The following is a 26,926-nucleotide window of genomic DNA, read 5'->3' on the forward strand; positions in this document are numbered from 1 at the left end:
GGCTTGTGGAAGAAGTTGCTTAGGTCTCGTACTGGTCCAAGATTACACTCAAATCGTTGAGGCGCCGTGTAATCAGCGTTAGCATGTCCTGCGAAACGGGTATTTGGGTGCCGTGCCGCGTGATAAGGTAGCGAACCAACGCAGCCAACCCCTGTATTTCTTCCTGAATCTGTTCGCGCATGAGTTGCCACTGCGTCAGGCCCAAACTAGGCGTAGCCAAGCAGCAGTACCGAACAGCCACCATCTGGCTGATTAGGGTGGCAATGCGCTCTAAGAGTGCCCGCTCGTCAGCGCTGAACGGGCGTGGCTGCCGGTCAATTACGCACAAGGAGCCAATGCGGCGCTCATCGAGCATGCGTATGGGAGCAGCCGCATAAAAGCGCAGCCCTTTGTTGTTGGCAGCCTCGGCCGCGTCGCGGGTGATGAGCGGCGAGGTTTCGGTGGCTAAATCAGAGTATACAACCGCTTTATTATGCAGAATGGCCGTTGAACACAGCGCCTCTTCGCGGGGCTGCGACTTCACGGTGGGCAGCCCAAAATTTGCTGTGTACTGCACCTGCTCTTCTTCCACAAGAGCAATCAAGGAAATAGGCAAGCTGAAGATGCGGGCAGTGAGCGAAACAAACTCACCAAAAATTGTTTCCTGCAATGAATTAGCCACATCATAGTGCCGGATAGAACCCAAGCGCTGGGTTTCATCGGCAGGTATCAGTAACTGAGAAACTGAAGCCATAAGATGTGCTTTTTAACAGTAAGCTAATTACATATAAGGTTAATACGTAAGACAATTTGCTGCTTAAACTGGCAAGATCAAAGGCCTTCGTTATGGTTCTTTGTAAGGATATATTATTTCTTTAATTGTTCACATAGCGGGATTTGATTCTTAGCGCAACAGTCGAAGTGTGGTATCTAAGCGTTGGGTGCGCAATAGGTTATGGTATTGCTGCTGCAGGTATTCCTGTTGTTGGCGCTGCTCCTGTTTTTTGAAAAGCTGCACTTTGTATTTGCTTTTGGGCGGACGACTCAGATGCACATATATCAATCCTTTGCTAGGACGGTGAGTAGCCTCACCGCTCTGAATCCGTTCTATGCGTTTTTCGTTGTTGCCGAACAGCGTTTGCATGGGGCTGAAACCCAGATACAGGTTAGCCTGCCCATTGAGGTAGTACTCGCCGCTTACTGCCAAGTCCGTTAGGTTACTATTGAGATGCATGCTGGGCACAAGAAGCCGGTTGCCATCCAGAAGGAAGCGTGGGCTCACTGGTTCGAAATATAAATGATTGGTTTTCTTGTTGCTCAGAAACCGCAGGGCTTGAGTCAACGCATCTACATCCAGCAGTTCCAGGTTGCGTAAGTCAGTTTTCAGGTAGGCGTGCGTGCGGGTCAGTTTAGGCAAAAATGCGGCATCAAGGTCGGTGCGTACGTCGGCCTCACACTGCATGGTGCCCCGCACGTTATCGGCCCGCAGCACATCAAACTGGAGGGCTTCCACCAACTGAAACAACGCTGGCAACTCAATACGCTGTAGCCGCATCTGGGCGCGTAGCGGATGGTGGTTGGGGCCGGCATCGGTTTGCATGTGTCCTTGCAACGAAATCGAGCCACCGAAAGCTTGTAGTGAACAGTTTTCCAGTCGGGCGCCCCCCGGCTCTAAGTGGCTGACCAAACGAAAATTGCGGCCCCGTAACAGCCCGTAGCGCACTTGTTCGGCCGCAACTTGCACCTGCGCCGTAACAGTGCCATCAACGAACGGCGACTTAACCGGGCGCAGACGGCTGGAGTTGGCCAGCTTGCCTTCAGAAGGTGGCGGACTCAAGGCGGCCAGCAGCCGCAAAAGCTGTTGCACATCAAGCAGCGCATACCGCAGCTTGATGTCGGCGGTAGCGGCAGCTAGCTTGCCCTGGTTAAGTTGGGCCGTGGCGCTGACGCGCCCAAAGCCCCCGGCGCTGGTTTCAAAATTCAGGTACGGCATTCGGAAAGAAGGCCCATTCTTATCAAGCCGGAGGCGCAGGTTAGTCAGGTTTTCGCCGGCTGGCAGAGTCAGGGTTTTCACCGTGGCTACTATCTGCCCATTGGCGGCCAGCACCACTTCGCGCAGGCTAGGGTCGGGGGTGGCCGATGAGGCAGTGCGGCGTGGCTCCCGGTCCAGGAGGGTAAGCAGGCGGCGGTACTCAATGGTGTTGAAGCGCAAAGCCAGCCGCATGGCTACTGGCTGCAAATGCAGCGTGTCGGTAGGCCAACTTACGGCGCCGCTGGCTTGGCCACCCCATACGCGAGTTTCCAGGTTGGTAAGCTGCACGTAGCGGCCGTCGTGGCGGACCGTAGCAGCTAATTGGTACAGCGTGTCGGCGGGCAGTACCAGTTTGCCGCATTCCAGCCGAATATTCAGCCGCAGGCCCGGCGGCAGCAGGTTCATAGCCCTAGCCGCCAGCTCTTGGTTGCGGGTGCGGCCGGGCTTGCGCGGCCGGGGTGCACGGTGGGGCTGGCCTACTGGTGGGGTCATCAACTGGCGTAGCCGGTCCAGCCGTAGCTCATCCACCGCAAACGTGCCTTTCACCGTTGTAATCGGGTGCTGCCCGTTGAAATACGACAGCAGATACGTGGTAGTAGCATTGGCTTTTACCTGCATGCCATTGAGGCGACCCGACAGGTTTTCTAGCTGCCACAAACTGTCGAGCAACCCTAGCTTCACGTTCAGCCCCGACATATCGGCCCCACGGCTGGGCACCCGGAACGAGGCATTCTGGAGCGTGATGGTACCCCGCACGGCTAGGGGCGGCAACTCGATGTTGCGAGCCCGCACGGCGCGCCGGGTTGCCTGCTTGGGAATTTCCGGCAGCGGCCCGTTGAAGCGCAAATCGAGGGCGGCAGTGCCTTGCCGCGCCTGCCAAAGACCCGGCGCCACCACTGCTGCTAGGGTTTGCAACTCTGTGCGGCCCCGTACCCGTCCGGTTAGCACCGGGCGCAGAAAGTTGCGCGCCGTAAGGGCGGCGTCCAACTCCCCGGCCGTGGAGTACAACCGGCATTGGTCGAAGGTGAGCGAAGTAGTACGAGAATCGTGCTCGGGGCCGTTGTCGAAGGTGCCCCGGGCATCCCAGCGGCGAATGCGCCGGGTGGAGTCGGCCCACTGAATCTGCGCGTTTTGCAATCTGAATTTCAAGACGGTACGCGGCCGAGCAGAGGGGCCGCTGAACCCCTTAATAGTGTACCAGATGCGGGCGTGGCTGGAACTGCGGGCGCCTTCCAGGTATTGGTGCAGACCAGGCGGTAAGGCTACGTGCAGCACTTCCAGTAAGGGCTGCGCGCCTATCATACGCAAATTGAGTCGGGTGCCGCGCGGCTGGCCGGGCGGCGGCGCCTGGTGCGTTCCTCTGATGAGCACAGTGTCGCCGTTGAGCGTGGCTCGGGTACGCAGAAATGTGCCTTTGCGCTGTTTGAAATCGTACTGGTAGCTGACTTGTGCCCGCACCGGCTCCTGCTCAAACAAATTGCCCCGGCCGCTACGCAGAAACACCAGCTGCCCATCAAGCAGGCCCCGCACCTGCGCCACACCCGCCCGCCCCCGGGCCCGCAGCCGCGCTCGATATACAAACGCCTCGAAACCACTGTGCTGAAAGTCGTTGCGGTCTGTTACGCGGAAGTTTATTAGCGTAAGCGAGTCAAGGTCGAAATCGGGGGGGGAACTGGCCGAGGAGCGCCGGGCCCCCTTGCCGTGCAGGCCCCAGTCTTGGCCGGTGGAGTCGGTGAGCTGCCGGAACTCGGTGTTGTGCAGGGTGAGGTGGTTGATTTTCACCCGGCCGTGCAACAATTCTCGCAACTGAAGCCGTGCATCAGCCCGCTCAATGCGTAGCACGGGCACATTACCGCGGGCGGTGGTGTCGGTGAGGTAGAAGTGCCGCAACGAAACGGTGAAATCTGGAAAGTCGCGGAAAGGAGAGAAGTCCACCTCAAACGGCGCCAGCACCAAGTCGGAATTGCGGGCCAGCCGCTCCCGGACCAACTGCGCCACCCGCTGGCGGCCCCAGCTGGAGCTAAGCAGCAGCAGGGCTCCCAGCACCAAAACCACAATGCCCAGCAATGAAAAGCCCAGCAGCTGACGGATAGAAGGGCGTTTCATGCGGTGAGAGGCGGCGTAGGCAGGGCGGGGAGGCAGAAGATGATGCGGGTTCTACGTGAAAACTACTGTTGTGGTATGGACCAGAAGGCATTAGGAATTCAGAATCCAGAATCCTGCTGGGAGCAAAAGGCGAAAGAAAATATATTTAGACAAATTCTAAATAATATTACTTTTGGCTTCTTATCACTCCTTCAACTGCATCAACTCATGGCGCAATTCTTTCATCATAACGACTTCGGCTACTGCGCCCGTTGCCCGCGCACCTGCCATTTGCACGTTTGCTTTGGCAACGTAGCCCTAGCTGCCACGCCTATCGAGTTTGCCGAGTTCCGCCGCGTCGTGACGGATACGTGGCAGCACCATTGCTTACGTACCCACGACCCGGAAGCCCGTTGCATTGCGTTGCGTACCCCGGCTCCGCATTTGGCGCTGGTTTTTTCGCTGGTGGAACTCACTCAGCTCAGCGACATTCTAGAAAATACCGCGCTACTGCTGGAAGTGGAGCAGTTGCTGGCCTCGCAAACCGAATAACCGAAACTAGCCGTAGCACTGAGCGGAAGTAATCAGGTAGCCTGCGGTGGCCGACAGACTTTAGGCGAAGCAGGGTTTTTTGCCTTCCTTGAAGCCCACTATTCCTCTTATAAAATTATAGAGTTTGCAATGAAGCTTCCTTCCCTGAGTCATGTGGCGGTTGAAGCCATCCGCGTAGTTCGCCGGTTCCCACTCACCCTACTGTGCGCGCTGGTGCTTTGTGTTACTGGTATTTATGCCATTTACAATGAAAAAATCACCTACGAATGGCTGGTGCCTTTGGCATCGGCTGGGGCGCTGGGGCTCACGCTCACGCTGAGCGTGGCGCTGGCGGCCGAGCGGTACCGTTGGCCCATAATGGTACGAGTGCTGGCCGAGGTGGGCGCGGTGGGCCTGCTGGCGGTGTGGTACGGGCTCTGCCCCGCGGCGCTAAACCAGATATGGGGACAGCGCCTGCTATTGCTGCTACTGGGGCTGCATCTGCTGGTGGCCGTGGTGCCCTACCTGCCCGAACTGCGCCGCCGCGCCGATACGCCCGGCTTCTGGCGCTACAACGAAACCTTGTTTTTGCGCATCCTCACGGCCGGGCTCTACTCCGGAGTACTGTTTGCGGGCTGTGCGCTGGCATTAACGGCCATCGACAATCTATTCGAGGTAAAGCTGGATGAGCACCTCTACGGCTACCTGTTTGTGGTGCTGGCCACGGTGTTCAATACCTGGTTTTTTCTGGCCGGCGTACCCCACAATTTCGAGGCGTTGGAGCAGGAAGCGCCTTATCCGAAGGCGCTGAAGCTGTTTACGCAGTTTGTGCTGCTGCCGCTCGTGGTGCTGTATCTGGCCATTCTGTACGCTTATCTGGCCCGGATTTTAGTGTTGCAAACCCTGCCTAAAGGGTGGGTATCGTTGCTGGTGCTGGCCTTGGCAGTGGCCGGTATCTTCGCGCTGCTGCTCATCCACCCCGTCCGCGACGATGCCGATAACACTTGGATTCGTACATTTTCCCGTTGGTTTTACCGGGCGCTATTTCCGCTGCTGGGGCTGCTGGCCGTGGCTATTGGCACCCGCATCCGGGCGTACGGCATCACCGAGGAGCGGTATTTCGTGTTGGTACTGGCGGCGTGGCTAGCCATCATGGCCACTTACTTTCTGCTGCGGCAGGGTAGGGGCATCATCTGGATTCCGGCTTCCTTGGCGCTTATTGCGTTTCTGGCAGCTGCCGGGCCGTGGAGCGCCTTTGCCGTAGCCGAGCGGAGCCAGTTCAACCAGCTGCGGAAACTAGCTGCCCAATACAAGCTGCTGCAAAACGGCAAGCTGGATGGCGTGGGTAAGCGGCTACCGAAGCTTGCTAAAAGCGCTAAGCAGCGGGTGGCTTCCGTTTTCGACTTCTTCGCCGACCGGAACGCCGTGCAGCAGTTACAGCCGTTTTTTGTTGCCAGCTTAGTGCCGCCTGATTCACTGCGTGCTAAGAAGGAGTGGGAACAGAGAAGTTGGATTGATGACCGGCTGTATGAGGTGAGCGGTATTCCTCGCTACACTCGTTACGATACAGAGGAGGAAGAGGAGATGGTGGCTAACTTCTATTCTCGCTCCACATTTCAAGCGCTTGGGCGCGGTCGTTATTGGTTGCAGAACGTTGACTTACAGCGCTATGATATTCCAGTTGATAATGTGCTAACGGAAGTGCCCGCGCGGGAAGGCACGTTCCGGCTACGAGCTGCCAACCAAGGACACGACATCTACTTAGAGCAATTGCGCGCCGACAGCACGTGGCAACGCCAACTTCGCGTATCGCCCGGTCCAGTAGCCGATTCGATGGTGCGTGTGCATGGCCAAAACCCAGACCGTTCCGCAGAAATGCCAAAGCGGTTGACGTTGCAAGCTGCTACCTCTGGCATTACACTCTCGGTCTATTTGCAGCAGCTAAGCCGGCGGCAACAGCACGACACGGTGTTCTACAACTTCCAAGGAGAGGCCCTGCTGGAATTGCGCGAACGTCCCGAACAAACAAAAAAGGGCCGCTAGCATTGCGCTAGCGGCCCTTTACTCAGCTACTCGCTATTCCCACTCGATAGTTGCGGGTGGCTTGCTGGAAATATCATACACCACGCGGTTGATGCCACGCACCTGGTTGATGATTTTGTTGCTGATTTCGGCCAGGAACTCGTAGGGTAGGTGCGCCCAGTCGGCCGTCATGCCGTCCACGCTGGTTACGGCGCGCAGGGCTACTACTTGCTCGTAAGTCCGCTCGTCGCCCATTACGCCCACGCTCTGGATGGGGAGCAGCATCACGCCGGCTTGCCAGGTTTTGTCGTAGAGGTTGTGCGCTTTCAGGCCGTTGATGAAGATGGCGTCGGCGCGCTGGAGCAAATCCACTTTGGCGGGCGTAATGTCGCCGAGGATGCGGATGCCCAGGCCGGGGCCGGGGAAGGGGTGGCGGTGTAGGATGTTGGTGGGTAAGCCCAGCGTGTGACCGACCTCGCGCACTTCATCCTTGAACAAAGCCCGCAGCGGCTCCACAATCCGCAGGTTCATCTTTTCGGGCAGCCCGCCCACGTTGTGGTGGCTCTTGATGGTGACCGACGAGCCGTGCACCGAAACCGACTCGATTACGTCGGGATAAATCGTGCCCTGGGCCAGCCAACGGGCGCCGTCCACTTTCTGCGCTTCCCTATCGAACACCTCAATAAAGGTGCGGCCAATAGCTTTGCGCTTTAGTTCAGGGTCGGTGAGGCCAGCCAGGGCGTTGTAGAACTCCTGCGAGGCATCCACACCAAGCACGTTCAAGCCCAGGTCTTTGTAGGAGTGCAGCACATCTTCGTACTCATCCTTGCGCAACAGCCCGTTGTTCACAAAAATTCCGTGCAGCCGGCTGCCAACGGCCTTGTGCAGCAGCAGCGCCGCCACCGAAGAATCCACGCCGCCCGACAGGCCCAGTATCACCTGGTCCTGCTCGCCAATGGTGCGTTGGAGCGTTTCCACCATGCTGTCCACGAAGTGCTCGGGCGTCCAACTCTGGTCGAGGCCACAGATGTTCACCACAAAGTTCTGGAGCAGCGTTTTGCCGTCGGTGCTGTGCGTCACCTCAGGGTGGAACTGAATCCCGTAGGTGGGCTGCCCTTCAATCTTGAATGCTGCCACATCTACCTCGGGCGTGCTGGCAATAATGTCGAAGCCAGCCGGTAGGTGCTTGATAGTATCACCGTGCGACATCCACACCTGCGACTCGGTGGGTACACCGTGCAGTAGCGGGCTCTCGTGGTTGACGTGGGCTAGCCGGGCCCGACCGTACTCCCGGATGGTAGCGGGCAGCACCTCGCCGCCTTGCTGGTGCGCTAGCAACTGCGCGCCGTAGCACACGCCCAGCACCGGCACTTGACCTAAGTAGCTGGAAAGGTCAGGGTTGGGCGATTCGGCATCGCGCACGGAGCAGGGCGAGCCGGAAAGCACAACGCCCCGGATATCCTCAGTGAGGGCCGGGGCGTGCGTATAAGGGTGAATTTCGCAGTACACATTCAATTCCCGAATGCGCCGGGCAATTAACTGGGTGTACTGCGACCCAAAATCGAGAATCAGAATCTGTTGAGGCATAGGCAAAGGTAAGCACGGACAGGAGGAGCACAAAAAAACCTAGTGCCACAAGCCTATTTCCCTACTCATTCATTGAATAATATAAAAAATGTGCAACGGTATTGGATTAGTAGAAAAAATAATTGTCTTATACATTGATTATATAATTATGCTATATATATTTGTAACACTAATCAACGGTTGACAACTGAAACCTGTTTCAGTTCTACCTGATTAAACCGCTCCTCCTACCACACACTCCTATCCCGCATGCAACTTTCTCTACTCATCACTCTAGGTGCGACCAGCCTCCTCTTGTCGACTGCTGCCATAGCTCAGCAAAATGCTTCACTTTCTTCGGGTGCAGTGTTGCCAAAGAATGTGCTTGCTATGAACACGCGAACTACGCCAAGCCTGGACGCAAAAGCGGAAGTTCTGGAAGCTAAAGATTTCAAAGGGACTGTTGTTGATGAGTTAGGGGAGCCGCTTGCTGGAGCGGTGATATCAATAATTACTGGTAACAACCAATTCAGCACCACCACCACTACCAATGCGGAGGGAGAGTACATTATCAATTCCACAAGCATTTCACCTGTGCTGCTGGTTACCTACGCTGGCTGCAACGACATTCAACAGAAAGCAGTATACGGCCACCCGATAACGTTCCAAATGGAGTTTATCGACAACTATGAGCGGAAGCTGAAGAAGCAAGGCAAAACCGCTGAAAAAGCCTGGCGCAACTAAGTAGCAAGGTTGCTGTCTGGCAAAGTGCCGCATTATTTAGCCGAGCGCTAAATAATGCGGCATTTTTACGTGTAGCAGGAAACCGATTTGAGGTAATGCACCGGGCAAGTGAAATAAAAGCGCCTGATTATCTGCGTGTAGATACTATAAACGCAAAAAAAGCCAGGGCACCAGTACCAGCCGCGCAAATCGTGTGTATCTTTGCACCCGGCGAGTCAGAACGACCAGCTCCTGTTGAACTCCCCCAGGACCGGAAGGTAGCAAGGGTAAACGGTTGAGCGGTGCGATTTTGGCTCGCTTTTTTTTGCCCATACCCCAACGGATTATTGAATTGTCGGGCTTCGTGAAGTTCCCAATTTTCAATTAAAAGCGGCTATATCAGCCGCTTTTCGTGTTTTCAGGGGCTGGCCATTACTGCGGCTATAGCAGCCAGCGGTACAAAATCCGTGCAATTCGAAGAATCCGCTGAATCAGTGAGTAGCTTTGGGAGTTGTTTTTAACTGATTTCGCTGCCGCATGAAATTTTTCATTGATACCGCCAACCTGAAAGACATTCAGGAAGCCGTGGAACTGGGTGTGCTCGATGGTGTAACTACCAATCCTTCGCTGATGGCCAAGGAAGGCATCAAGGGTACTGATGCCGTAATGGCGCATTACAAGCAAATTTGTGAACTGGTAGATGGCGACGTATCGGCCGAGGTAATTGCCACCGACTACGAGGGCATTATCCGGGAAGGCGAAGCACTAGCGGAGCTGCACCCCAACATTGTGGTGAAAGTACCCATGATTCGGGACGGTGTGAAGGCCATTCGCTACTTCACCGATAAAGGCATTAAAACCAACTGCACCCTGATTTTCTCGGCCGGGCAGGCGCTGCTGGCTGCTAAAGCTGGTGCCACCTACGTGTCGCCCTTCGTAGGCCGCCTCGACGATATTGGGGCCGATGGCATGCAGCTGATTCAGCAAATCGTGGACATCTTCTCGAACTACGGGTACCCCACGCAAGTGCTGGCGGCCTCGGTGCGCCACATTCCACACCTGATTCAGTGCGCCGAGCTAGGTGCCGATGTAGTAACGTGCCCGCTCAACGTTATTACCGGTCTGCTCAACCACCCCCTCACCGACAAAGGCCTCGCTACTTTCCTAGCCGACCACAAAAAGGTAAACGGATAACCCTCTTCTGGAACTAGGAGTTAGAAGCTAGGGCTGGAATGATCAACAAATCGTCTGGGTTCCTAACTTCTGGCTTCTAATTTCTAGCTCCTCGCTTATGTACATCATCAAAGTAAAAGGCAAGGCCAAAATTCCGGACTACATTCAGTTGCGGGACGAGAATTTCGTGCTGATTGCCTACTTCCGGGCCGACCGACCTTTGAAGGATTTGCACCGCTACGGCCTCGAAAACAAGGAAATAGCCTTAGCTGCCGTTATTGAAGGCCTGGCCTTTGGCAAGCTGCAAAAACTGGAAATATAGTCTAGTGCCTAGTGCTTAGAGTATTCGGTTGTCCTTAAAAAAATAATTGATACGCAGGCTCTAGCTACTAGGAGGTAGGCACCAAGCACCAAGCAATAAAAACATGGCCGTTATTGAGTTGCACGATGCGTACATCATGCAGGATGTGAATACCATCTTGCAGAAGGTGACGTTTACGCTGGAAAAAGGCGAGTTTGTGTACCTGGTGGGCCGCACGGGCTCTGGCAAAAGCTCATTGCTGAAAACCCTGTACGCCGACTTGGAGTTGGGTTCCGGTACGGGTACCGTTGCCAGCTTTGCTTTGCCTAAAATCGGGAGCAGCGGCAAAGTGCCGTATCTGCGCCGCAAGCTGGGCATCATCTTCCAGGATTTTCAGTTGCTCTTCGACCGGACGGTAGCCGAAAACTTGCTGTTTGTGCTGAACGCAACGGGCTGGAGTGGCAAAGCCCGCAAGCAACAACGCATTTCCGAGGTGCTGATGCGCGTAGGGCTGGCCAATGTAGCCGGCAAGATGCCGCACCAACTCTCGGGTGGGGAGCAGCAGCGGGTGGTAATTGCGCGGGCCCTACTCAACGAGCCGTTACTTTTGCTAGCCGACGAACCCACCGGCAACCTCGACCCCGACGTAGCCGACAGCATCATGCGCTTGTTTGTGGAAATCAACAACTCGGGTACGGCTGTGCTCATGGCTACGCACAACTATCAGATTATTAGGCAATACCCTAATCGGGTGCTGAAGTGCGAAGAGGGGCAGCTGGTTGATTCCGCTACCACGCCGTTTCAGTTGAAAGACTGATTGACTAACGCTAGACTTTTAGTTTTTACCTCCTAAATCTTTCGTTGAAAATGTCCGGACTCTCTGTGCTGATTCCGGTGTATAACCGCAACGTGACGGCTCTGGTGCTAGCATTGCAGGCGCAAGCTCCCGACTGGGACGGGCCAGTGGAAATAATGTGCTTAGACGACGGAAGTCGGGAAGAGGAGCGGCTACCAAACCGGCAACTGGCCGCTTTGCCGGGGATTTGTTACCAGGAGCTACCACACAACGTAGGCCGGGCTGCCATTCGTAACCGCCTGGCCAGCACCGCTCGCCACGAGTGGCTACTGCTCCTCGACAACGATAGTCTACTGCCCGATTCGCACTTCTTAGCGCGCTACTCGGCGGCTCGTGCCCAAGCGCCGGTGCTGGTGGGCGGTACCACCTACGAGCGTACCGCACCTCGCCTGCCCGAACTGCACCTGCGGTGGTTGTACGGGCGGCAGCGGGAGGCACGGCCGGCTTCGGTGCGGCAGCACGCCCCGCATGGCCAACTAACTCTCAATAACATGCTGGTGCAAGCCGACGTGTTTCGGCGCTTCGGGCTGGATGAGCAACTCACCCGCTACGGCCACGAGGACACCAAGTTCGGGTGGCTGCTGCGGGAAGCCGGCATTGCGGTCCGGCACCTCGATAACCCTGTTTTGCATGATGGCCTGGAGCCAGCTACCGTGTTTCTGCGAAAAAGCCACCAAGCCGTGCGCAACTTAGCGCTGCTTTACCGGGCAGAAGGCTTAGGCAGTGACACCAAACTCTTAAAGGCCGCCCTACAACTGCGCCGCTGGGGCTTAGCCGAAGCAGTTCGCGCGGCTTTTCGGCTGCGGCAGATGCGGGTGCGCCACAATTTGCTTTCCAAGCACCCCAGCCTGCGCCAGCTGGATGCGCTGAAACTATATTGGATCCTGACGGAGCTGGCGAAATAGTTGTTCACAATCAGTTGATTCGCTTGCCGACCTGAAAGTCCACGGCTGAGTAGCACACGAACGGAATCAGATGACGTGCCTTTGGTTATAGAACACAAAAGAGCCGGCTCCTAACGAAGCCGGCTCTTTTACTTGCTTAACGGAAAGCTGTAGCAGCTAGTCGTTGTCGGTATTCTTCACTTCGGCCTTCACGTCTTTGTAGGCACCTTTTACAGCGCCCCCAACCTTCTTGCCTACTTTGGCTGCACCTTGTCCAACATCTTTACCAGCTTCCTTCACATCGGAAGCAGTATTGCTGACAGCCTGACCAACTTTGCTACGCTCGTCGGCCGTTTCAGCTTTCACTTCTTTGGCTTCGCCGTTCACGGCGTCAGCGCCCTGCGCAACGCGGGCTTCGGTTTTATCGAAAGACTTAAAGGCGGCGTATTTCAGCTTTTCCTTCTGTATTTCAGCTAGATCTTTCGCTGGGATGTCGCCTTTCACTTTGTCGTAGGCTTCATCCAATGCGCGCCATTCGGTGTTGATGTAGCGCCAATCGTCGATGTCGTACCGGTCTTCGTTCTGCTTGATGTTCTGCACGAACTTCTCGTAAGTCGTCCGGGCGTTGGCGGCGGTGAGCTGCGCCGCTGGGCTCATGGGCTTGTAGTATTTGCCGGGCTTCGAGGCCGCAGTGCTGGTGGCCATGCCAGCGGCGTCGGTGCCGGTAGCAGTGCTGGCAGTAGCCGAGCGGCTGCTCCAAGCGGCTTCGCGCTTATCGTAGGCAGTGGTGTAGCGCGTACGTAGCGCCTCTACTTCCTGGCGGCGGGCATCGTCGTACTGGTCAGCGTACTTATCTACGGCCGCTACTTTAGCGTCGAAGTCGGATTTCAGCTGGGAAGTTTCCCGCTCGTAGTCGGCCTCGGTTTCGTTGGCAACGGCATCGGCCTTAGCCTCAGTGTCCGACACGAAGGTTTGGAAATCCTGGTACGCCTGGTCGCTTTCGCCGGCTACCTCTTTCTTATCAGCCTGCGAACAGCTGGTTTGGGTGAAAGCAACGCCGCCCATCAGCATGATAGCCGACAACGCGTTAATGGTGAGTGTTTTTCTGAACATGGCAATGGTATATTTAGGGAGAGAACAAACCGGGAGGCAGCTGAACAATAGCAAGTGCCTATTGGGTCGCTAACGGATTGATTTCACTTCGGGTTACGCTGACTGGTTGTGGTGTCGGGCTGGGTTCTATCTTTGAGACTTGCCTTTCCTTGTTATTGCCTGTGCCTGATTTGCCTCTTCCCTGCGCGCCCATTCATCTGCTAGACCTGCGCGCTCAGCATGCCGCCATCCAACCCGAGCTAGATGCGGCCTGGCAGCAGAGTATGCAGGAAGCCGCTTTCATCCAGGGACCGGCCGTCGGGCAGTTTGCTGCCGAACTGAGCGCCTACCTGGGCGGCCCGCACGTGGTGCCCTGCGCCAATGGAACCGATGCGCTACAACTGGCCCTTATGAGCTTGAAGCTGCCAGCAGGAGCAGAGGTAATTGTGCCCGCCTTCACGTACGTGGCCACGCTGGAAGCTGCCGCCGTGCTCGGCCTCGTGCCTGTGCCCGCCGATGTTTGCCCCGATACCTTCAACCTCGACCCGGTGGCCGTGGAAGCAGCTATTACGCCCCGCACCGGCGCGGTTATCGTGGTGCACCTATTCGGGCAGTGTGCCGATTTAGAGGCCTTGCGCCAACTCACGGCTCGGCACGGCGTGGCGCTGATAGAAGACAACGCGCAGGCCATTGGTGCTACTTTTACTACTACCGCCGGCGAAACCTGGGTGGCGGGTACGGTGGGGGAGGTGGGCACTACGTCGTTCTTTCCTAGCAAAAACCTAGGGGCAATGGGCGACGGGGGGGGCTTATTCACGCCGGACCCGGCTCGTGCCACCTACCTACGCCAGCTTGCCAACCACGGCCAAACCCAGAAGTACCACCACGAGCACATCGGCCTCAATTCCCGCCTCGATACGCTCCAGGCAGCTTTACTGCGCGTGAAGCTGCACCATCTGCCCCAATGGACTGCGGCCCGCCAGCGTGTTGCGGCCGGTTATGATGCGGGCCTAACCGGTGTTCCGGGGCTGACAATTCCAACTCGGGACCCGCGGAGTACGCACGTATTTCATCAATACACTCTCACCGTGGCCGATGAGCCGGGCCGGCGGGAGGCATTACGGCAGTATTTGCAGCAGCGCGGAGTGCCCAGCATGGTGTATTATCCGTTGCCCAACCACCTACAACCAGCCTATCAGTATTTGGGCTACCAGCCGGGCCAATTTCCGGTGGCCGAACAGCTATGCCGGACTGTGCTGTCCATCCCCATCCATCCTACGCTAGATGACGAGCAGGTAGCCTATGTGGCCGAAACAGTGCGCTGTGGAGCTGTGGCCTTCACCTAACGTCAGCGCGGTGTCTGGTAGCTGAGGCTGTACTGTAACCGGCAATGATGCTGGGTTGGCACTGTTTTTTCTTTTCCGCCGTAGAATCTCTTTTTTTCAAGCTCTACCTTTTTCTATGCGCCGTCCGTCTCTTAAACTACTGCTGCCCCTTGCGGCCGTAGCCACACTTACCACTGCCGCCGTTACCAAACCCAATCAAGGCTTTATCCTCTTCTCTGTACAGCAAGACATTGACCTGGGAGCGCAGGTGGCCCGCCAAACCGATTCATTGTACCGTGCCAAGGGTCAGCTGCTGGCCCGTTCCAGTAACGCCCGCGCCTACCAGCTCCTTGATGGCGTAGTGAAACGCGTCCTTGACAATGGCAACCTGAAGTACCGCACCCAGTTCCCGTGGGACGTGCAGATCATCAAGGACGATGCTACCCAAAATGCTTTTGCCACACCGGGCGGCCACATTTATGTGTTTTCGGGCCTGATCAAATTTCTTGACAACGAAAACCAACTGGCCGGGGTGTTGGGCCACGAAATTGCCCACGCCGACCGACGCCACAGCTCGCAGCTGATACAAAAGCAATATGGCATTGGCTTGCTCACCAACATTGTGCTCGGCAACAATCCCAACCAATTGGTGCAGTTGGCCTCTGGCATCGGGCAGTTGAAATTCAGCCGTACCTATGAAGTTGAGGCCGATAAATACTCCACCATCTACCTCAACGGTACCCGCTACTACGCCTGCGACGGAGCGGCAGGCTTCTTTATTAAAGCCGAAAAGCAGGGAGGCGGCACGCCCGAGTTCCTGAGTACGCACCCCAATCCTGGCTCGCGCGTCACCAATATTCAGAAAAGCGCGCAGCAACTCGGGTGCACCAACCGCACCGTTAGCAACAAAAACTTCGAGGAGTTGAAGCGGATTCTATAAGTCTAGCTTACCAAGTTGAGACAGCGCCCCGGCGTGTGGAGTATTCTGCCACGCGCCGGGGCGCTGTATTTGTTTGCGCCAGGTGCTGGGGTTAATAGATGAAAAAAGCCGCTTTTTTCGCAGCTTGCCGCTGTTTTCCGGTCCTGTTCCTTCTACGCCATTGGCTGATTCTGTTTCTCCAGTTCGTTTTGCCATCTGCGGCGTGGGCCATATTGGCCGCCGCCACGCCTCGTTGGTGTCCCGGCACCCGGGCGCGCAGCTGGTTGCCCTCATTGATATTCGGGCGGAGCTAGCAGCCGAGCTGGCCATGGAACATCCAGGCATTCCGTTCTTTTCTTCCCTAGAGCAGTACCTGAAAAGTGCCTCTACGGCCGATGTACTCACAATAGCTACACCAAATTACCAGCATTCCCCGCAAGCTATAGCTGGTTTACAGCACGGTTTGCACGTAGTTATCGAGAAGCCGATTGCCCTGCGCAAGACCGATGCCGAAGCCGTGGTGCACACCGCGTTGCAGACCGGGCGCCTGGTGTTCGGGGTGATGCAGAACCGCTACTCGCCGCCGGCAGCCTGGCTGAAGCAGGTGTATGAGGAAAACCGGTTGGGAGAAATCTATATGGTGCAGTTCAACTGCTTCTGGAACCGCGACGCGCGCTACTACAAGCCCGGCGGCTGGAAGGGCACCCAAACCCAGGATGGCGGCACGCTCTTCACCCAGTTCAGCCACTTCATCGACCTGCTCTATTGGGTGTTCGGCGACATCACCAACGTGGCCGCCCGATTCCGCAACTTCAACCACGCCGGCCTCACCGATTTCGAGGACAGCGGCCTAGTAACGTTTGATTTGGTACGCGGTGGCAGTGGCACCTTGCAGTACAGCACCGCCGTCTGGGACCAAAACCTGGAAAGCAGCCTCACAGTGGTGGCCGAGCACGGTAGCCTGCGCCTCGGGGGCCAGTATATGGATAAAGTGGAGTATTGCCACTTGCGCGACTACACCATGCCGCAACTACCGCCTACCAACCCCGCCAACGATTATGGCCCCTACCAAGGCAGTGCTGCTAACCACGTGCAGGTAATCGAAAACGTGGTGGATACGGTGCAAAAACGCAGCTTTGCTACCACTAACGCCCTTGAAGGCCTGAAAGTAGTGGAAATTATCGAGCGTATTTACAGCCTGAAATAAGCGGCAACACACCAAAGCAGGGCATTGCCACGGTTAGAGAGGGCAAGGCGTGTGAAGCGGATACAGGAAAGGAACACGCAGGAGAAGTTGAAAGCGTATTGGGTTGATTTTAAAGAGTCTGCGCTGAATCGATGGCTCTAAAAAGCAGTTCGGCCTTAGCAACGAAACCAACAGCAGCTCATAAAACTGCGTAATAATTGTGCTACGCGTAGGATTTATGTCCTTTTATTTATTTTTTGTAGTAACCAATGAATGAACAGGATATTGGAAAGATGTGTATCTTGCCGATAGCACAACCTGTACCAACCACCCAATTCGTACCGGAAAACCACCCTCACGGAAGTTTATGAGCTTAACAGAGCAAATCATTCAGGAAATTGATTTACTGCCTCCTACCGAGCTAGAGGTGATTTATCAGGAAGTAGCCCGGCGCATGAGCAACATTAGCCGCGCCACCAAGCTGCTGGCTAAGTACCGGGGCAAAGGCCGCGGCATTTGGTCGATGGATGCTCAGGAATATGTACAGCAAATGCGCCAGGATACGCGTGGTTAGAATCTTCTTCGATACCGCGCCATTCATTTATTTGGTTGAAAACCATTCGGGTTATTATCAGAAGGTAGCTGACTATCTAACTCAGTCGCTGACCGATAATGCCCTGCTGGAAACCAGCGTGCTCACCTACACCGAGTTTTGCGCCAAGCCGGAGCAATTGGGCCGCCCCGACTTGCTGCTCGATTTCGACGACCTGCTCCGGGATTTCGACTTCCAGATGCGCGAAATCAACCTTGCCACGGCCACCCTGGCGTATCAATTGCAAGCCCGGTACGCCGGCTTGAAAGGCGTAGATGCCATGCAGGTAGCCACCGCCGTTAATTCCGGCTGCGACGTATTTCTAACCAACGACAAGAACCTGAAGCCTATCCGCGAGATACAGGTAGTGGTAGTGGCTGAGTTGTAGCCCGCAAAAGGGCGTTTGGGGTAGCCTATTGCCGCAATAACTTCACTCAAGAAAGCTGGTTGTTGGAACACTGAACGCAGCATGTAGTAGCTTGGCTGCGGCCATCACGCTACGGCTGCCATTCCAATGAGCGAACATATCCCAACCTATCGGCTACAGGCGTTTTCGGGTGGCAAAAGTGCTAGCACGGAAGTGTACTTCCCTGACTACACGGGGGCAAAACCGAAGATTCCGCTTAACCTCCTGTATCGGGGCGACTACTACAAGATCAGTATCTGCCTACGCGGGAAAGCCGAACTGAAGGTGAACCTGGAAACGTACGTTGTAACTCCCGGCTGCTTGATTCTAGCCACGCCGAATGTAGTCAAAGAGTGGCTGTATGTTGCCGAGGACTACGAAACGTTATCGGTCTTTTTCACCAAGGATTTCATTGCAACCAACAATGCTGCCACGGGAAAGCTGCGCTTTTTTGTGGCACCTCCGGTTCATGTACTGCCTCTTTCCGCTACGGAGGCGGCTAGCATTGCTGCTTCCTTTCGGTTTCTGCAACAGAAGTATGGCACACCGAACGCTCAGCGCGACAATATTTTAAAGAACATTATTGCTAGTCTGCTCTACGAAATAGGAGCTCTCTACGACCAGCAGCCTCCCGAACTTCCGGCCGCCACTACCAACAGAGGCCAACTACTAACCGACGCTTTTCGGCAACTGGTACAAACGCACTGCATTTCCATGCGAAGCGTGCAATTCTACGCCGCCACGCTGTGCATTACGCCGAAATACCTCACGGAACTGGTAAAAGCAGCTACCGGCCGCACCGCCAGCGACTGGATAGCCGAGGCCGTGGTGCTCGAAGCCAAGGCCTTGCTGCAAAACCACGCCCTACCCGTGCAGGAGGTGGCGGCTAGCCTTCAGTTCACCGACCAGTTTGCGTTCAGTCGGTTCTTCAAGAAAAGCACGGGACTTTCTCCTACAGCGTATCGGCAGGCCGGGTAAGCGCGGTTGCCGCCTTTCAGCCACATTCTGCCGCCATCCGGCCATTCTGTGGTTGGGCCACAGCGTGGAATTTTGCAGCCGTTACTTCAGCGAATTCTGCTTGGGTGTTGAGCCGGTGGAGTTCATGCCGCCTGAAGTCGGTTTATTTCTCACGTAAAATTCCATTTTATGATTTTAGTAACTGGTGCTACCGGCCAATTGGGAACAGCCGTTTTGCAAACCCTGTTGCAGAAAACCAGTGCCACGCAGCTAGCTGCATTGGTGCGCGACGAGCACAAAGCTACCGACCTGCAAGCACAGGGGGTAAGTTTGCGCCTCGGCAGCTACGACGATTTGGCTTCGCTGGACCGAGCCATGCAGGGCATCGAAAAAGTGCTGCTGATTTCGGGCGGGGGGGAAGATGACGCGCTGCAACAGCATTACAACGTAGTGGACGCCGCCAAGCGAGCCGGCGTGCAGTGCCTGGCGTACACCAGCCGGGCCCTCAAAGACCCCACCACCCTCGCCAACCAACTGATGGTCCGCCACTTTCAAACCGAAGACTACATTCGGGCGAGCGGGCTGGGGTATGTTTTCTTTCGCAACATTCTGTATCTGGATACGCTGCTGTTGTTTACGGGCCCCAACGTGCTGGAAACGGGTATTCTACTACCAGCAGGGCAGGGGAAAGTGGCCTATGCTCTACGTAGCGAAATGGGCGAAGCCATTGCCAACGTGCTCTTGCAAGCGGATTGCGCGAACCGCATTTACCACTTCACCGGCCCCGAGGCATATTCGTTCGATGACGTAGCCGCTGCCCTGACGAGCATAACGGGGAAAGAAGTGGGATACACAGCCGTGGAGCCAACTGTTTTTGCCGCTGGTATGCAACAACGCGGAGTACCCGAACTAGCCATTGAGCGCACCATCGGGTTTATGACGGATATCAGCCACGGCCAGGAAGCGGAAGTCAGTTCGGACTTGGCAACTGCATTGGGCCGGCAGCCGGTTTCCCTGACAGATGGAATTAGAGCAGTGTATAAGTTGTAAAGACCATTTTCGCCGGCCGGCCTTGCATTGCCGTTAGAGGATAAGTGGGTTGCGTACGGAAACTCCTAGCTAGGGAGTTCCATACGCAACCCACTTTCCCGCTTTCAAGGGCACGACTTGTAAGGCACAATTTTTAGATTCAGGCTAGCATTTCAACTATGACCCTCGAGGAAGAACAAGCCTACGCACAACTCTTACAATGGCAGCGGCGGATGCAGCGGCACCCTTCCTTGCTGAACCGCGTGGCCCGGCGGGTGCAAGCTCGCCTCAATAACTTACTCCCCGAGAAGGTGCATGTAGCCATTACGGCTACTATCAAGCAGATGGTGCAAGCCGTGCTGTTTGGCTCCACCTACAGTACACGCCTGCCCGTAGCGGATATGCCGCTGCCCGAGCGCGAAATAGCCGTGCAAACCCGCATTCGGCACTACCGCAATGCCGCTACGGCCGAAGGGGCCATAACGGGTGCCGGGGGCTTTTTTCTGGGTCTTGCCGATTTTCCGCTGCTGCTCGGCATCAAGCTCAAGCTGCTCTTTGATGTAGCCGCCCTCTATGGCCACGATGTGAAAGACTATTCCGAGCGGCTCTTTCTGCTGTACGTGTTTCAGCTTGCGTTTAGCAGCCAGCACACGCGCAACGACATCTACCGCCGCCTCGCCGACTGGGAAAACTACCGGCAAACCTTGCCCGCCGATGTCAATGCCTTCGACTGGCGCACGTTCCAGCAGGAGTACCGCGACTATATCGACCTGGCCAAGCTGGCGCAACTGGTTCCGGTTATTGGGGCGGCGGTGGGCGCCGTAGCCAACTACCGGCTGTTGGAACAACTCGGCGAAACGGCCATGAACTGCTACCGCCTGCGGTATTTCGCGGCCACCAACAGCACTCCCGCAAACCTGCCCGCCTGATACCATTTGCTTCTGTTTCATACTTGCTCGGGCACGGAGCCTACCAGCGCAGCAAGGCGCCAGTAGGCTCCGTGCCCGAGTGGGTTTATGGGCGTGCAACGTGGCTTTCTGCTACCTGGGCGTAGGGTTTGCTTTTCTTGTGGTGGGGCCAGCGCCTATTTGGCAATGCGCGCGGTCCGGGTGTACCTTTGCCGCACCAATTCTTTACCGACAAAGGATTGTTTTTATACAGAGGCGCTGAGAGACAGGCTCGACGAAGCGCCGGCAACCCCCGCAATCCGCGGAACGGTGCCAACTCCTGACCATATAAAAACAAGTTGCCGTGGCCTGTTTGCTTGATTCCTGCTTTCCTATTGACGCCTTTTCTGCTGCTTGTGCCAGCGTTACCATCATTGGTTGGCGTAGAGGGTGTTGTTGCTGTTGAGGCACGCCCTCTTTTTAAGCTGAAAAGGTAGTTGCTACGTAAAGCATCAGCCTCATATTTCTTGCTCCCGCTTTTTCTATTCCTAAACCTGTCACTGGTTGGTGCAAGGCAGCCTATAGGGGTTGGTATTGTACGCCAGTAAGGCAGAATACTGTTCACTGCCCCGCGAAGCAGGGCTTCGCGCTACATTCTAGTATGCTTAAAAAATCTTTGGAGTTGCTGCGGCTGGAAGCTGCCGAAACTGGTTCGCACACGCTCAAGCGAAGCCTGAACGGCTTCAACCTCATTACCATTGGGATTGGAGTAATTATCGGAGCCGGGTTGTTCTCGCTCACCGGTATTGCCGCCGCCAATCACACCGGCCCGGCCGTTACGCTTTCCTTCGTGGTGGCCGCTATTGGCTGCGCGTTTTCGGCGTTGTGTTACGCTGAGTTTGCTTCCATGGTACCCGTTTCGGGCTCGGCCTACACCTACGCTTACGCCACTATGGGTGAGTTGTTTGCCTGGATAATCGGGTGGGACTTGGTGCTAGAATACTCGGTGGGCGCGGCCACGGTGGCCATTAGCTGGTCGCAGTATCTGGTGAAGTTTCTGGCCAAGTACGACTTGCACATTCCTGCGCAGTTGGTTACCTCACCTTTTGAAGTTTCCCAACTGGCCGACGGCACCTCCGTGCATGGCTTCGTGAATGTGCCAGCCATGTTGATTGTGTTGGCCATTACGGCCGTTATCGTGCGGGGTACGGAAGGTTCGGCGTGGTTTAATGCGCTGGTCGTGACGCTGAAAGTATCGGTGGTACTCGTGTTCATAGCGCTGGGCTGGCAGTACATTGATCCGGCCAACTATCAACCGTACATTCCGGCTAATACGGGCACGTTTGGGGAGTTCGGGTGGAGCGGTATTCTGCGCGGGGCGGGCGTTATCTTCTTCGTGTTCATTGGCTTTGATATTGTGGCCACCATGGCTCAGGAGACCAAGAACCCGCAGCGCAACATGCCCATCGGTATCATCGGCTCGTTGGTAATTTGCACGGTGCTATTTGTACTTTTTGGGCACGTGATGACCGGGTTGGCCAATTACACCGAGTTCAAGAACAGCGCCGCGCCGGTAGCCATTGCCATTGAAAAAACGCCCTATGCCTGGTTATCAGCGGCGGTTATTCTAGCTATTATCATCGGCTACACGTCCGTTATCCTGGTGGATTTGCTGGGTCAGAGCCGGGTGTTCTTCTCGATGGCTAAGGATGGGTTGCTGCCGCCGGTATTCGGCAAGATTCACCCCAAGTTCCGCACGCCTATGCAGTCCAACTTGCTGCTTGGCCTGTTCATTGCCGTATTTGCCGGCTTCGTGCCGATTTCGGTGGTGGGCGAAATGACCAGTATTGGCACATTGCTGGCCTTCGTGATGGTATGCCTCGGCATCTTAATCATGCGCAAAAGGGAGCCGGATGCTCCCCGTGGTTTCCGCACGCCATGGGTGCCCGTGGTGCCCATCCTCGGCATCCTGACCTGCCTGGTGATGATGGTGTCGTTGCCGTGGGAAACGTGGTTGCGTTTAGGCGTTTGGCTGGCCATCGGCTTGGCTATCTACTATGGTTACGGCAAGAAACACAGCAAACTGCGGCAGGCACAGCAAGAGTAATTGTTCTAGCGGGGGTGAGGCCTCCGCCAGAACAGTACTGCATTACATCAAACACAAATGCCCCGACCAATATTGGCCGGGGCGTTTGCGTTTCTATAAATCAGCTAAACCCTGCGCTACATAAACACCTTACGCAGCGCCCACAAACTCCAGACGATGACCATCAGGCCGACGCCTACAAACATCCAGCGGGTGGGGATGCGGCCAGCCAGCCGGGCGGCGAAGGGTGAGGCAGCTACGCCACCTACAATCAAACCCAGAATAATTTGCCAGTGCGAGATGCCCAGCGTAGCGAAGAACGTAACGGCACTGGCAAACGTGACGAAGAACTCGGTTACACTCACCGAGCCGATAACGTACTGCGGTGTGCGGCCTCCGGCAATGAGCGTGCTGGTTACTAATGGCCCCCAACCGCCGCCGCCAAACGAATCTAGGAAGCCACCAGCTGCGGCCAGGAACCCTAGTTTCTTATGCTTTTTGCGCGGTCCGGGCTTGGTAAAGGCCTTGGAAATGATGCGAATACCCAGCAGCAGCAGATACACTGCCAGAAACGGCTTCACGTATTTAGCGTATTCTTCGCCAAACGTAGCCAGCAGATACGCCCCCGTAATAGCCCCCAGCACCCCCGGAATCAGCAGCACCTTGAACAGCTTCTTGTTCACGTTGCCGAAGCGGTAGTGGTGGTAGCCCGAAGCTCCGCTGGCAAACATTTCGGCTGTATGGATGCTGGCACTAACGGCCGCCGGCGCAATGTTTAAACTCATTAGGCTGATGGCCGTCACCACGCCATAGCCCATGCCCAGCAGCCCGTCAATCAGCTGCGCACCGAACCCGATGGCCACGAAAATATAGAACGTATCGGCGTTGGTTGCTATCTGTACGGCCTTATCCCAGGTGATGTAGTAGGAGAGGATGTTCAGAACAATCAGGCCCGTAAAAGCAAGCAGCGCCCAGGTAGCGCGGCGCCGCCACATAGCCGCCGCCGGCGACTCATAGGCAGGGCCGCCCGTCAATTCGGCCGTTACGGCGTTCAACGATTTCACTTTGTTGGCAAAATCGCCGCCCACTATTTCTCGGATTTTCGACATGCGTTGCAGCACGTCGTTCAGCTCTTCGGGGATGGCGCTGGTGAGCATTTCGCGCATCCGCTTGGCTACCGTGGGTGATTTGCCGTTGGTGCTGATGGCAATTTTCAAGTCGCCTTTCTGCACGATGGAGCCCAGGTAAAAGTCGCAGGCATCGGGCGTGTCGGCTACGTTGCAAAGCAGGCGCTGGCGGGTAGCATCGGCCTTGATGCTTAGGTTCAAGGCTTTATCGTCGGTGGCTACCAGCACTAAGTCGTGGCCTACTAGGTCGGTAATCTGGTAGGGGCCTTCGCGCAGCTGCACGGCTGGGTGGCGGGCGGCCAGTTCCCGTAGCTCTGGCAGAAAGCGGGTAGCCACGACCGTCACGGCCGCGGAGGGGCTGTTGTTGAGAATGGCAGACAGCTTCTCCAAGCCCACATTGCCGCCGCCTACCAGCAGCACATGCAGCTGCTCCAGCTTCAGGAAGACAGGAAACAGTCGGTTCGCGCCGGTTGGTGGCGGCTCAAAGCGGGGCTGCGTCACAGTGTCATTGGAAAGAGGCATGGGTGGTGTTTTGGGGTAAGCTTAGAACGAAGTGCCTAGAAGGAAGAGGTCAAGTTTTGAAAGTTCTAACCTCTCCCTTCTAGGCTCTAAATAAAGCTAGGCGTGAAAGTCCAAGCCTTGCGTGGGGGCTTGCACATATCCCTTGCGGATAGTGAAGTCGCCAAACCGCTCACCAAGCTCCCGGTTTTCGACGTAGTCGGCAAAAATGGGGTTTAGCGTTTCGATTAGGCCATCTTCGTCCAGCATTTCCTTGTAGAGCTTGTTGAGACGGTCGCCGTTGAAGCTGGCACCCAAATACAAGTTGTAGCGCCCCACCGAACGACCCACCAACCCAATCTCACCTAGGTAAGGCCGGGCGCAGCCGTTGGGGCAGCCCGTCACGCGCAGTACAATATCATCCTGGGTTAAGTTATAGGTTTTCAGGCTTTCCTCCAGCCTGGTCAGGAGTTGGGGAAGATAGCGCTCTGCTTCGGCAAATGCTAACGAGCAGGTATTCAGGGCCACGCAAGCCAGCGCGCCGCGCCGCAGCCCCGATAGGTTGCTGCCCGCTACCTCAATGCCGTGCTTCACCAGCGTGGCTTGCACGCTGAGGTGATGCTCGGGGCCAACGTTGGCAATAATGAGGTTTTGGTTGCCGGTGAGCCGGAAGTCGCCGGTGTGGAAAGCGGCAATTTCGCGCAAGGCGGTTTTGAGGGCGTGGCCCGGCCGGTCGGCTACCCGGCCGCCTTCGATGAACAGCGTGAGGTGCTGGGAACCATCGGTGCCGGTGGTCCAGCCGAAAGCGTCGCCGCTGCTCTTGAACTCGTAGGGGCGAGCCGGCTCCAGGTCGTAGCCGAGGCGCTTGTTTAGCTCGGTGGTAAACGTGTCCAGGCCCAGCCGGTCGAGGGTGTACTTGAGGCGCGAGAACTTGCGGTTTTCGCGGTTGCCCCAGTCGCGCTGGATGGTTACCACCTTCTCGCAGAGGTCCACCACCTTATCGGTAGGCACAAAGCCGATGATATCGGCCAGGCGCGGGTAAGTTTCGGGCATGCCGAACGTCATGCCCATGCCGCCGCCAATGGCCACGTTGAAGCCCAGCAGTACGCCGTCTTCCTCGATGGCAATTAGGCCCAAGTCATTGGAAAAGACGTCGGTATCGTTGTGCGGCGGAATGGCCAGCGCAATCTTGAACTTGCGGGGCAGGTAGGTACGGCCATAAATCGGTTCGTCGTCTTCCACGCCTTCCGCGGGGGCGCTGATGTGCTGCTGTTCGCCATCAAGCCACAATTCCCAGTATGCCGACGTGCGCGGCGTGAGGTGGGAGCTGATGCGCTTGGAAGCCGCGTACACCTGCTCGTGTACCTCCGACTGGTAGGGGTTGGGGTTGCACATCACGTTGCGGTTCACGTCGCCGCAGCCCGCAATGCTGTCCATCAACACTTGGTTGAAGCCGTGAATGGTCTTCTTGAGGTTGCGCTTCAGCACGCCATGGAGCTGAAACGTTTGGCGGGTGGTGAGCTTGAGCGTGTTGTTGCCGAACTTCTCGGCCAGCTCGTCCATGCGCAGCCACTGGGTGGGCGTGGCAATGCCGCCCGGCACCCGCACCCGAATCATCAGTGAGTAAAGCGGCTCCAGGCGCTGGCGCTTCCGCTCCGAGTCCAGGTCCCGGTCAGCCTGCTGGTAGGAGCCGTGGAACTTGATGAGCTGGGTGTCGTCGGGGTTGAGGGCGCCCGTAATCGGGTTGGCGAGGCTATCGGCCAAGGTGCCGCGCAGGTAGTTGCTGGCGGTCTTGATGAGTTCAACCTCGGAAAGTTTGGGAGTATCTGACATTATTTTGTTGCGGAGCAGAAACAGGGATGGGCGGCGGGGTGGGCCGCAAATCGAAATTGTGGAAGTAAAACACCCGAATGGTGTGCTGGTTGCGGTACACGTTGCCGGCGGGCAGTTGCTGAAACAGATGCATGTAGCCGGCGTGTAGTTGGCTGTGCTTGCTAGCCTGATACACCACGCCCGCAAACAGGCGGTTCTGGTCGAAGTGGTTGTAGTGAATTTCTTTGCCGAAATTCATCATCACCTCGTTGTTGAGCAGAAATTGCAGCCCGCCCGGCTCGAAAGCGTGCTTGGTGAGTGGTAAGAACAGCGCCGCGTTGTAGCGGGTTCGCCAGTTGAAGTCGTAATCAGACGTTTGCTCGTTGTTGCGGATGGTGTTGCGAAACCGCTCTTCCAGCCGCACCCACTGCATCAGGCGGGCCTTCGGAAAGCGGGTAAACCACTGCACCTGTTGCCAGGAACGGTGCTCCGGCTGGCCCACCGTGCGGGCCCCGTCGGGGAAGTGGTGCACGTAAGCATAGCCGCCCGTCAGACGCACGTCATCGGTGAGGTAGTACGTGAGCCCCACCCGCGCCACGCCCTGAAACAGGTCTTGCACAAAATGGCCGTGTAGGCGTAGGTGCAAGTCGGTCCAGGTGCCCCAGCGCTGGGAGAAACGGGTTTGGTTGAAGACGCCTAGCCACGTTTGCTGTTCTCGCACATACTGCTTCTGCGCCCGCAACGGTAGGGCCGCCAGCAGTAACAAAGCACAGGAGAGAACGGGGCGTTTCATGGGAGAAGCTAGCGCTATAAGTTATTCTAGTTCCCCTCCTCAGATGAGGAGGGGTTAGGGGTGGT

At 56.4% G+C, this 26,926-nt stretch carries 23 protein-coding genes, 1 other RNA gene and 1 riboswitch; of the genes, 17 read left to right on the plus strand and 7 right to left on the minus strand.

Translation table 11 applies throughout. The annotated features are described in order from the left end of the window. Window positions 1-19: 19 nt before the first annotated feature. Together G536_RS0110710 and G536_RS0110715 are read right to left on the minus strand one after the other, a co-directional pair. Window positions 20-733: a GAF domain-containing protein gene (locus tag G536_RS0110710; RefSeq protein WP_022823595.1), complete on the minus strand. Its 714-nt coding sequence runs from the start codon at window positions 731-733 to the stop codon at window positions 20-22. A 150-nt stretch (window positions 734-883) separates the two neighbouring features. After that, complete coding sequence (locus tag G536_RS0110715) at window positions 884-4,117, minus strand: AsmA-like C-terminal region-containing protein (protein WP_022823596.1); 3,234 nt, start codon at window positions 4,115-4,117, stop codon at window positions 884-886. A 207-nt stretch (window positions 4,118-4,324) separates the two neighbouring features. Here G536_RS0110715 and G536_RS0110725 point away from each other — a divergent pair, with 207 nt between their 5' ends. Both G536_RS0110725 and G536_RS30575 read left to right on the plus strand, forming a co-directional pair. Next, window positions 4,325-4,648, plus strand: coding sequence for a DUF6686 family protein (locus tag G536_RS0110725; protein WP_157530555.1), 324 nt, complete (start codon window positions 4,325-4,327; stop codon window positions 4,646-4,648). 129 nt (window positions 4,649-4,777) lie between these two features. Continuing rightward, window positions 4,778-6,670, plus strand: a complete 1,893-nt coding sequence (locus G536_RS30575; protein WP_022823598.1) for a DUF4153 domain-containing protein — start codon at window positions 4,778-4,780, stop codon at window positions 6,668-6,670. Window positions 6,671-6,703: 33 nt separating this feature from the next. On the opposite strand, the gene guaA is transcribed toward G536_RS30575, so the two are convergent. Next, on the minus strand, window positions 6,704-8,236 hold the full coding sequence (gene guaA / locus G536_RS0110735) for a glutamine-hydrolyzing GMP synthase (protein WP_022823599.1): 1,533 nt from the start codon (window positions 8,234-8,236) through the stop codon (window positions 6,704-6,706). Window positions 8,237-8,485: 249 nt separating this feature from the next. On the opposite strand from guaA, the gene G536_RS0110740 reads away from it, so the two are divergent. The 6 genes from G536_RS0110740 to G536_RS0110760 all read left to right on the plus strand — a co-directional run bounded on the left by G536_RS0110740 (window position 8,486) and on the right by G536_RS0110760 (window position 12,173). Continuing rightward, the gene (locus G536_RS0110740) at window positions 8,486-8,959 is read left to right on the plus strand and encodes a carboxypeptidase-like regulatory domain-containing protein (protein WP_084708569.1); all 474 of its coding nucleotides are present in this window, start codon (window positions 8,486-8,488) and stop codon (window positions 8,957-8,959) included. 207 nt (window positions 8,960-9,166) lie between these two features. After that, an RNA gene (gene ffs / locus G536_RS31420) (signal recognition particle sRNA small type) lies at window positions 9,167-9,263 on the plus strand. Window positions 9,264-9,475: 212 nt separating this feature from the next. Next, on the plus strand, window positions 9,476-10,132 hold the full coding sequence (fsa, locus tag G536_RS0110745; RefSeq protein ID WP_022823601.1) for a fructose-6-phosphate aldolase: 657 nt from the start codon (window positions 9,476-9,478) through the stop codon (window positions 10,130-10,132). Window positions 10,133-10,229: 97 nt separating this feature from the next. Continuing rightward, on the plus strand, window positions 10,230-10,433 hold the full coding sequence (locus tag G536_RS0110750; RefSeq protein WP_022823602.1) for a hypothetical protein: 204 nt from the start codon (window positions 10,230-10,232) through the stop codon (window positions 10,431-10,433). Window positions 10,434-10,536: 103 nt separating this feature from the next. After that, a complete protein-coding gene (locus G536_RS0110755) occupies window positions 10,537-11,229 on the plus strand; it encodes a cell division ATP-binding protein FtsE (RefSeq protein WP_022823603.1) in 693 nt (230 codons plus the stop codon). A 50-nt stretch (window positions 11,230-11,279) separates the two neighbouring features. Continuing rightward, window positions 11,280-12,173, plus strand: a complete 894-nt coding sequence (locus tag G536_RS0110760) for a glycosyltransferase (protein WP_022823604.1) — start codon at window positions 11,280-11,282, stop codon at window positions 12,171-12,173. Between the two features lie 156 nt (window positions 12,174-12,329). On the opposite strand, the gene G536_RS0110765 is transcribed toward G536_RS0110760, so the two are convergent. Continuing rightward, window positions 12,330-13,265: a hypothetical protein gene (locus G536_RS0110765; RefSeq protein ID WP_022823605.1), complete on the minus strand. Its 936-nt coding sequence runs from the start codon at window positions 13,263-13,265 to the stop codon at window positions 12,330-12,332. Window positions 13,266-13,426: 161 nt separating this feature from the next. On the opposite strand from G536_RS0110765, the gene G536_RS27400 reads away from it, so the two are divergent. From G536_RS27400 to G536_RS0110810, 9 genes are all read left to right on the plus strand, one after another. Then, the gene (locus tag G536_RS27400) at window positions 13,427-14,590 is read left to right on the plus strand and encodes a DegT/DnrJ/EryC1/StrS family aminotransferase (RefSeq protein WP_245575794.1); all 1,164 of its coding nucleotides are present in this window, start codon (window positions 13,427-13,429) and stop codon (window positions 14,588-14,590) included. A 115-nt stretch (window positions 14,591-14,705) separates the two neighbouring features. Beyond that, window positions 14,706-15,509, plus strand: coding sequence for a M48 family metalloprotease (locus tag G536_RS0110775; protein WP_022823607.1), 804 nt, complete (start codon window positions 14,706-14,708; stop codon window positions 15,507-15,509). Window positions 15,510-15,669: 160 nt separating this feature from the next. After that, window positions 15,670-16,695: a Gfo/Idh/MocA family protein gene (locus tag G536_RS0110780; RefSeq protein WP_033370050.1), complete on the plus strand. Its 1,026-nt coding sequence runs from the start codon at window positions 15,670-15,672 to the stop codon at window positions 16,693-16,695. 346 nt (window positions 16,696-17,041) lie between these two features. Beyond that, complete coding sequence (locus tag G536_RS0110785) at window positions 17,042-17,248, plus strand: hypothetical protein (protein ID WP_022823609.1); 207 nt, start codon at window positions 17,042-17,044, stop codon at window positions 17,246-17,248. Further along, on the plus strand, window positions 17,241-17,654 hold the full coding sequence (locus tag G536_RS31425; RefSeq protein ID WP_022823610.1) for a type II toxin-antitoxin system VapC family toxin: 414 nt from the start codon (window positions 17,241-17,243) through the stop codon (window positions 17,652-17,654). The genes G536_RS0110785 and G536_RS31425 overlap by 8 nt, the downstream gene beginning before the upstream one ends. 126 nt (window positions 17,655-17,780) lie before the next feature. After that, window positions 17,781-18,650 (plus strand): AraC family transcriptional regulator, encoded by an 870-nt coding sequence (locus G536_RS30580; RefSeq protein WP_022823611.1) that lies wholly within the window; start codon window positions 17,781-17,783, stop codon window positions 18,648-18,650. Window positions 18,651-18,818: 168 nt separating this feature from the next. Next, on the plus strand, window positions 18,819-19,679 hold the full coding sequence (locus tag G536_RS0110800; RefSeq protein ID WP_022823612.1) for an SDR family oxidoreductase: 861 nt from the start codon (window positions 18,819-18,821) through the stop codon (window positions 19,677-19,679). Window positions 19,680-19,837: 158 nt separating this feature from the next. Beyond that, window positions 19,838-20,587 carry an EcsC family protein gene (locus tag G536_RS0110805; protein ID WP_022823613.1) on the plus strand — a complete coding sequence of 250 codons (750 nt, stop codon included), beginning with the start codon at window positions 19,838-19,840 and terminating at the stop codon, window positions 20,585-20,587. A gap of 221 nt (window positions 20,588-20,808) precedes the next feature. Beyond that, a riboswitch (SAM riboswitch) is annotated at window positions 20,809-20,900 on the plus strand. A 306-nt stretch (window positions 20,901-21,206) separates the two neighbouring features. Next, the gene (locus G536_RS0110810) at window positions 21,207-22,652 is read left to right on the plus strand and encodes an amino acid permease (protein ID WP_022823614.1); all 1,446 of its coding nucleotides are present in this window, start codon (window positions 21,207-21,209) and stop codon (window positions 22,650-22,652) included. A 116-nt stretch (window positions 22,653-22,768) separates the two neighbouring features. On the opposite strand, the gene G536_RS32970 is transcribed toward G536_RS0110810, so the two are convergent. The 3 genes from G536_RS32970 to G536_RS27415 form a co-directional block, all read right to left on the minus strand. Further along, entirely contained in the window at window positions 22,769-24,280 is a 1,512-nt protein-coding gene (locus G536_RS32970; protein ID WP_022823615.1) for a TSUP family transporter, read from the minus strand. Window positions 24,281-24,376: 96 nt separating this feature from the next. Beyond that, window positions 24,377-26,089 (minus strand): NADPH-dependent assimilatory sulfite reductase hemoprotein subunit, encoded by a 1,713-nt coding sequence (locus G536_RS0110820; RefSeq protein WP_022823616.1) that lies wholly within the window; start codon window positions 26,087-26,089, stop codon window positions 24,377-24,379. Continuing rightward, the gene (locus G536_RS27415) at window positions 26,058-26,861 is read right to left on the minus strand and encodes a DUF2490 domain-containing protein (protein WP_084708571.1); all 804 of its coding nucleotides are present in this window, start codon (window positions 26,859-26,861) and stop codon (window positions 26,058-26,060) included. The genes G536_RS0110820 and G536_RS27415 overlap by 32 nt, the downstream gene beginning before the upstream one ends. Between the last annotated feature and the right edge of the window lie 65 nt (window positions 26,862-26,926).

Source organism: Hymenobacter norwichensis DSM 15439, assembly GCF_000420705.1.
In the GTDB taxonomy this organism is placed as follows: domain Bacteria; phylum Bacteroidota; class Bacteroidia; order Cytophagales; family Hymenobacteraceae; genus Hymenobacter; species Hymenobacter norwichensis.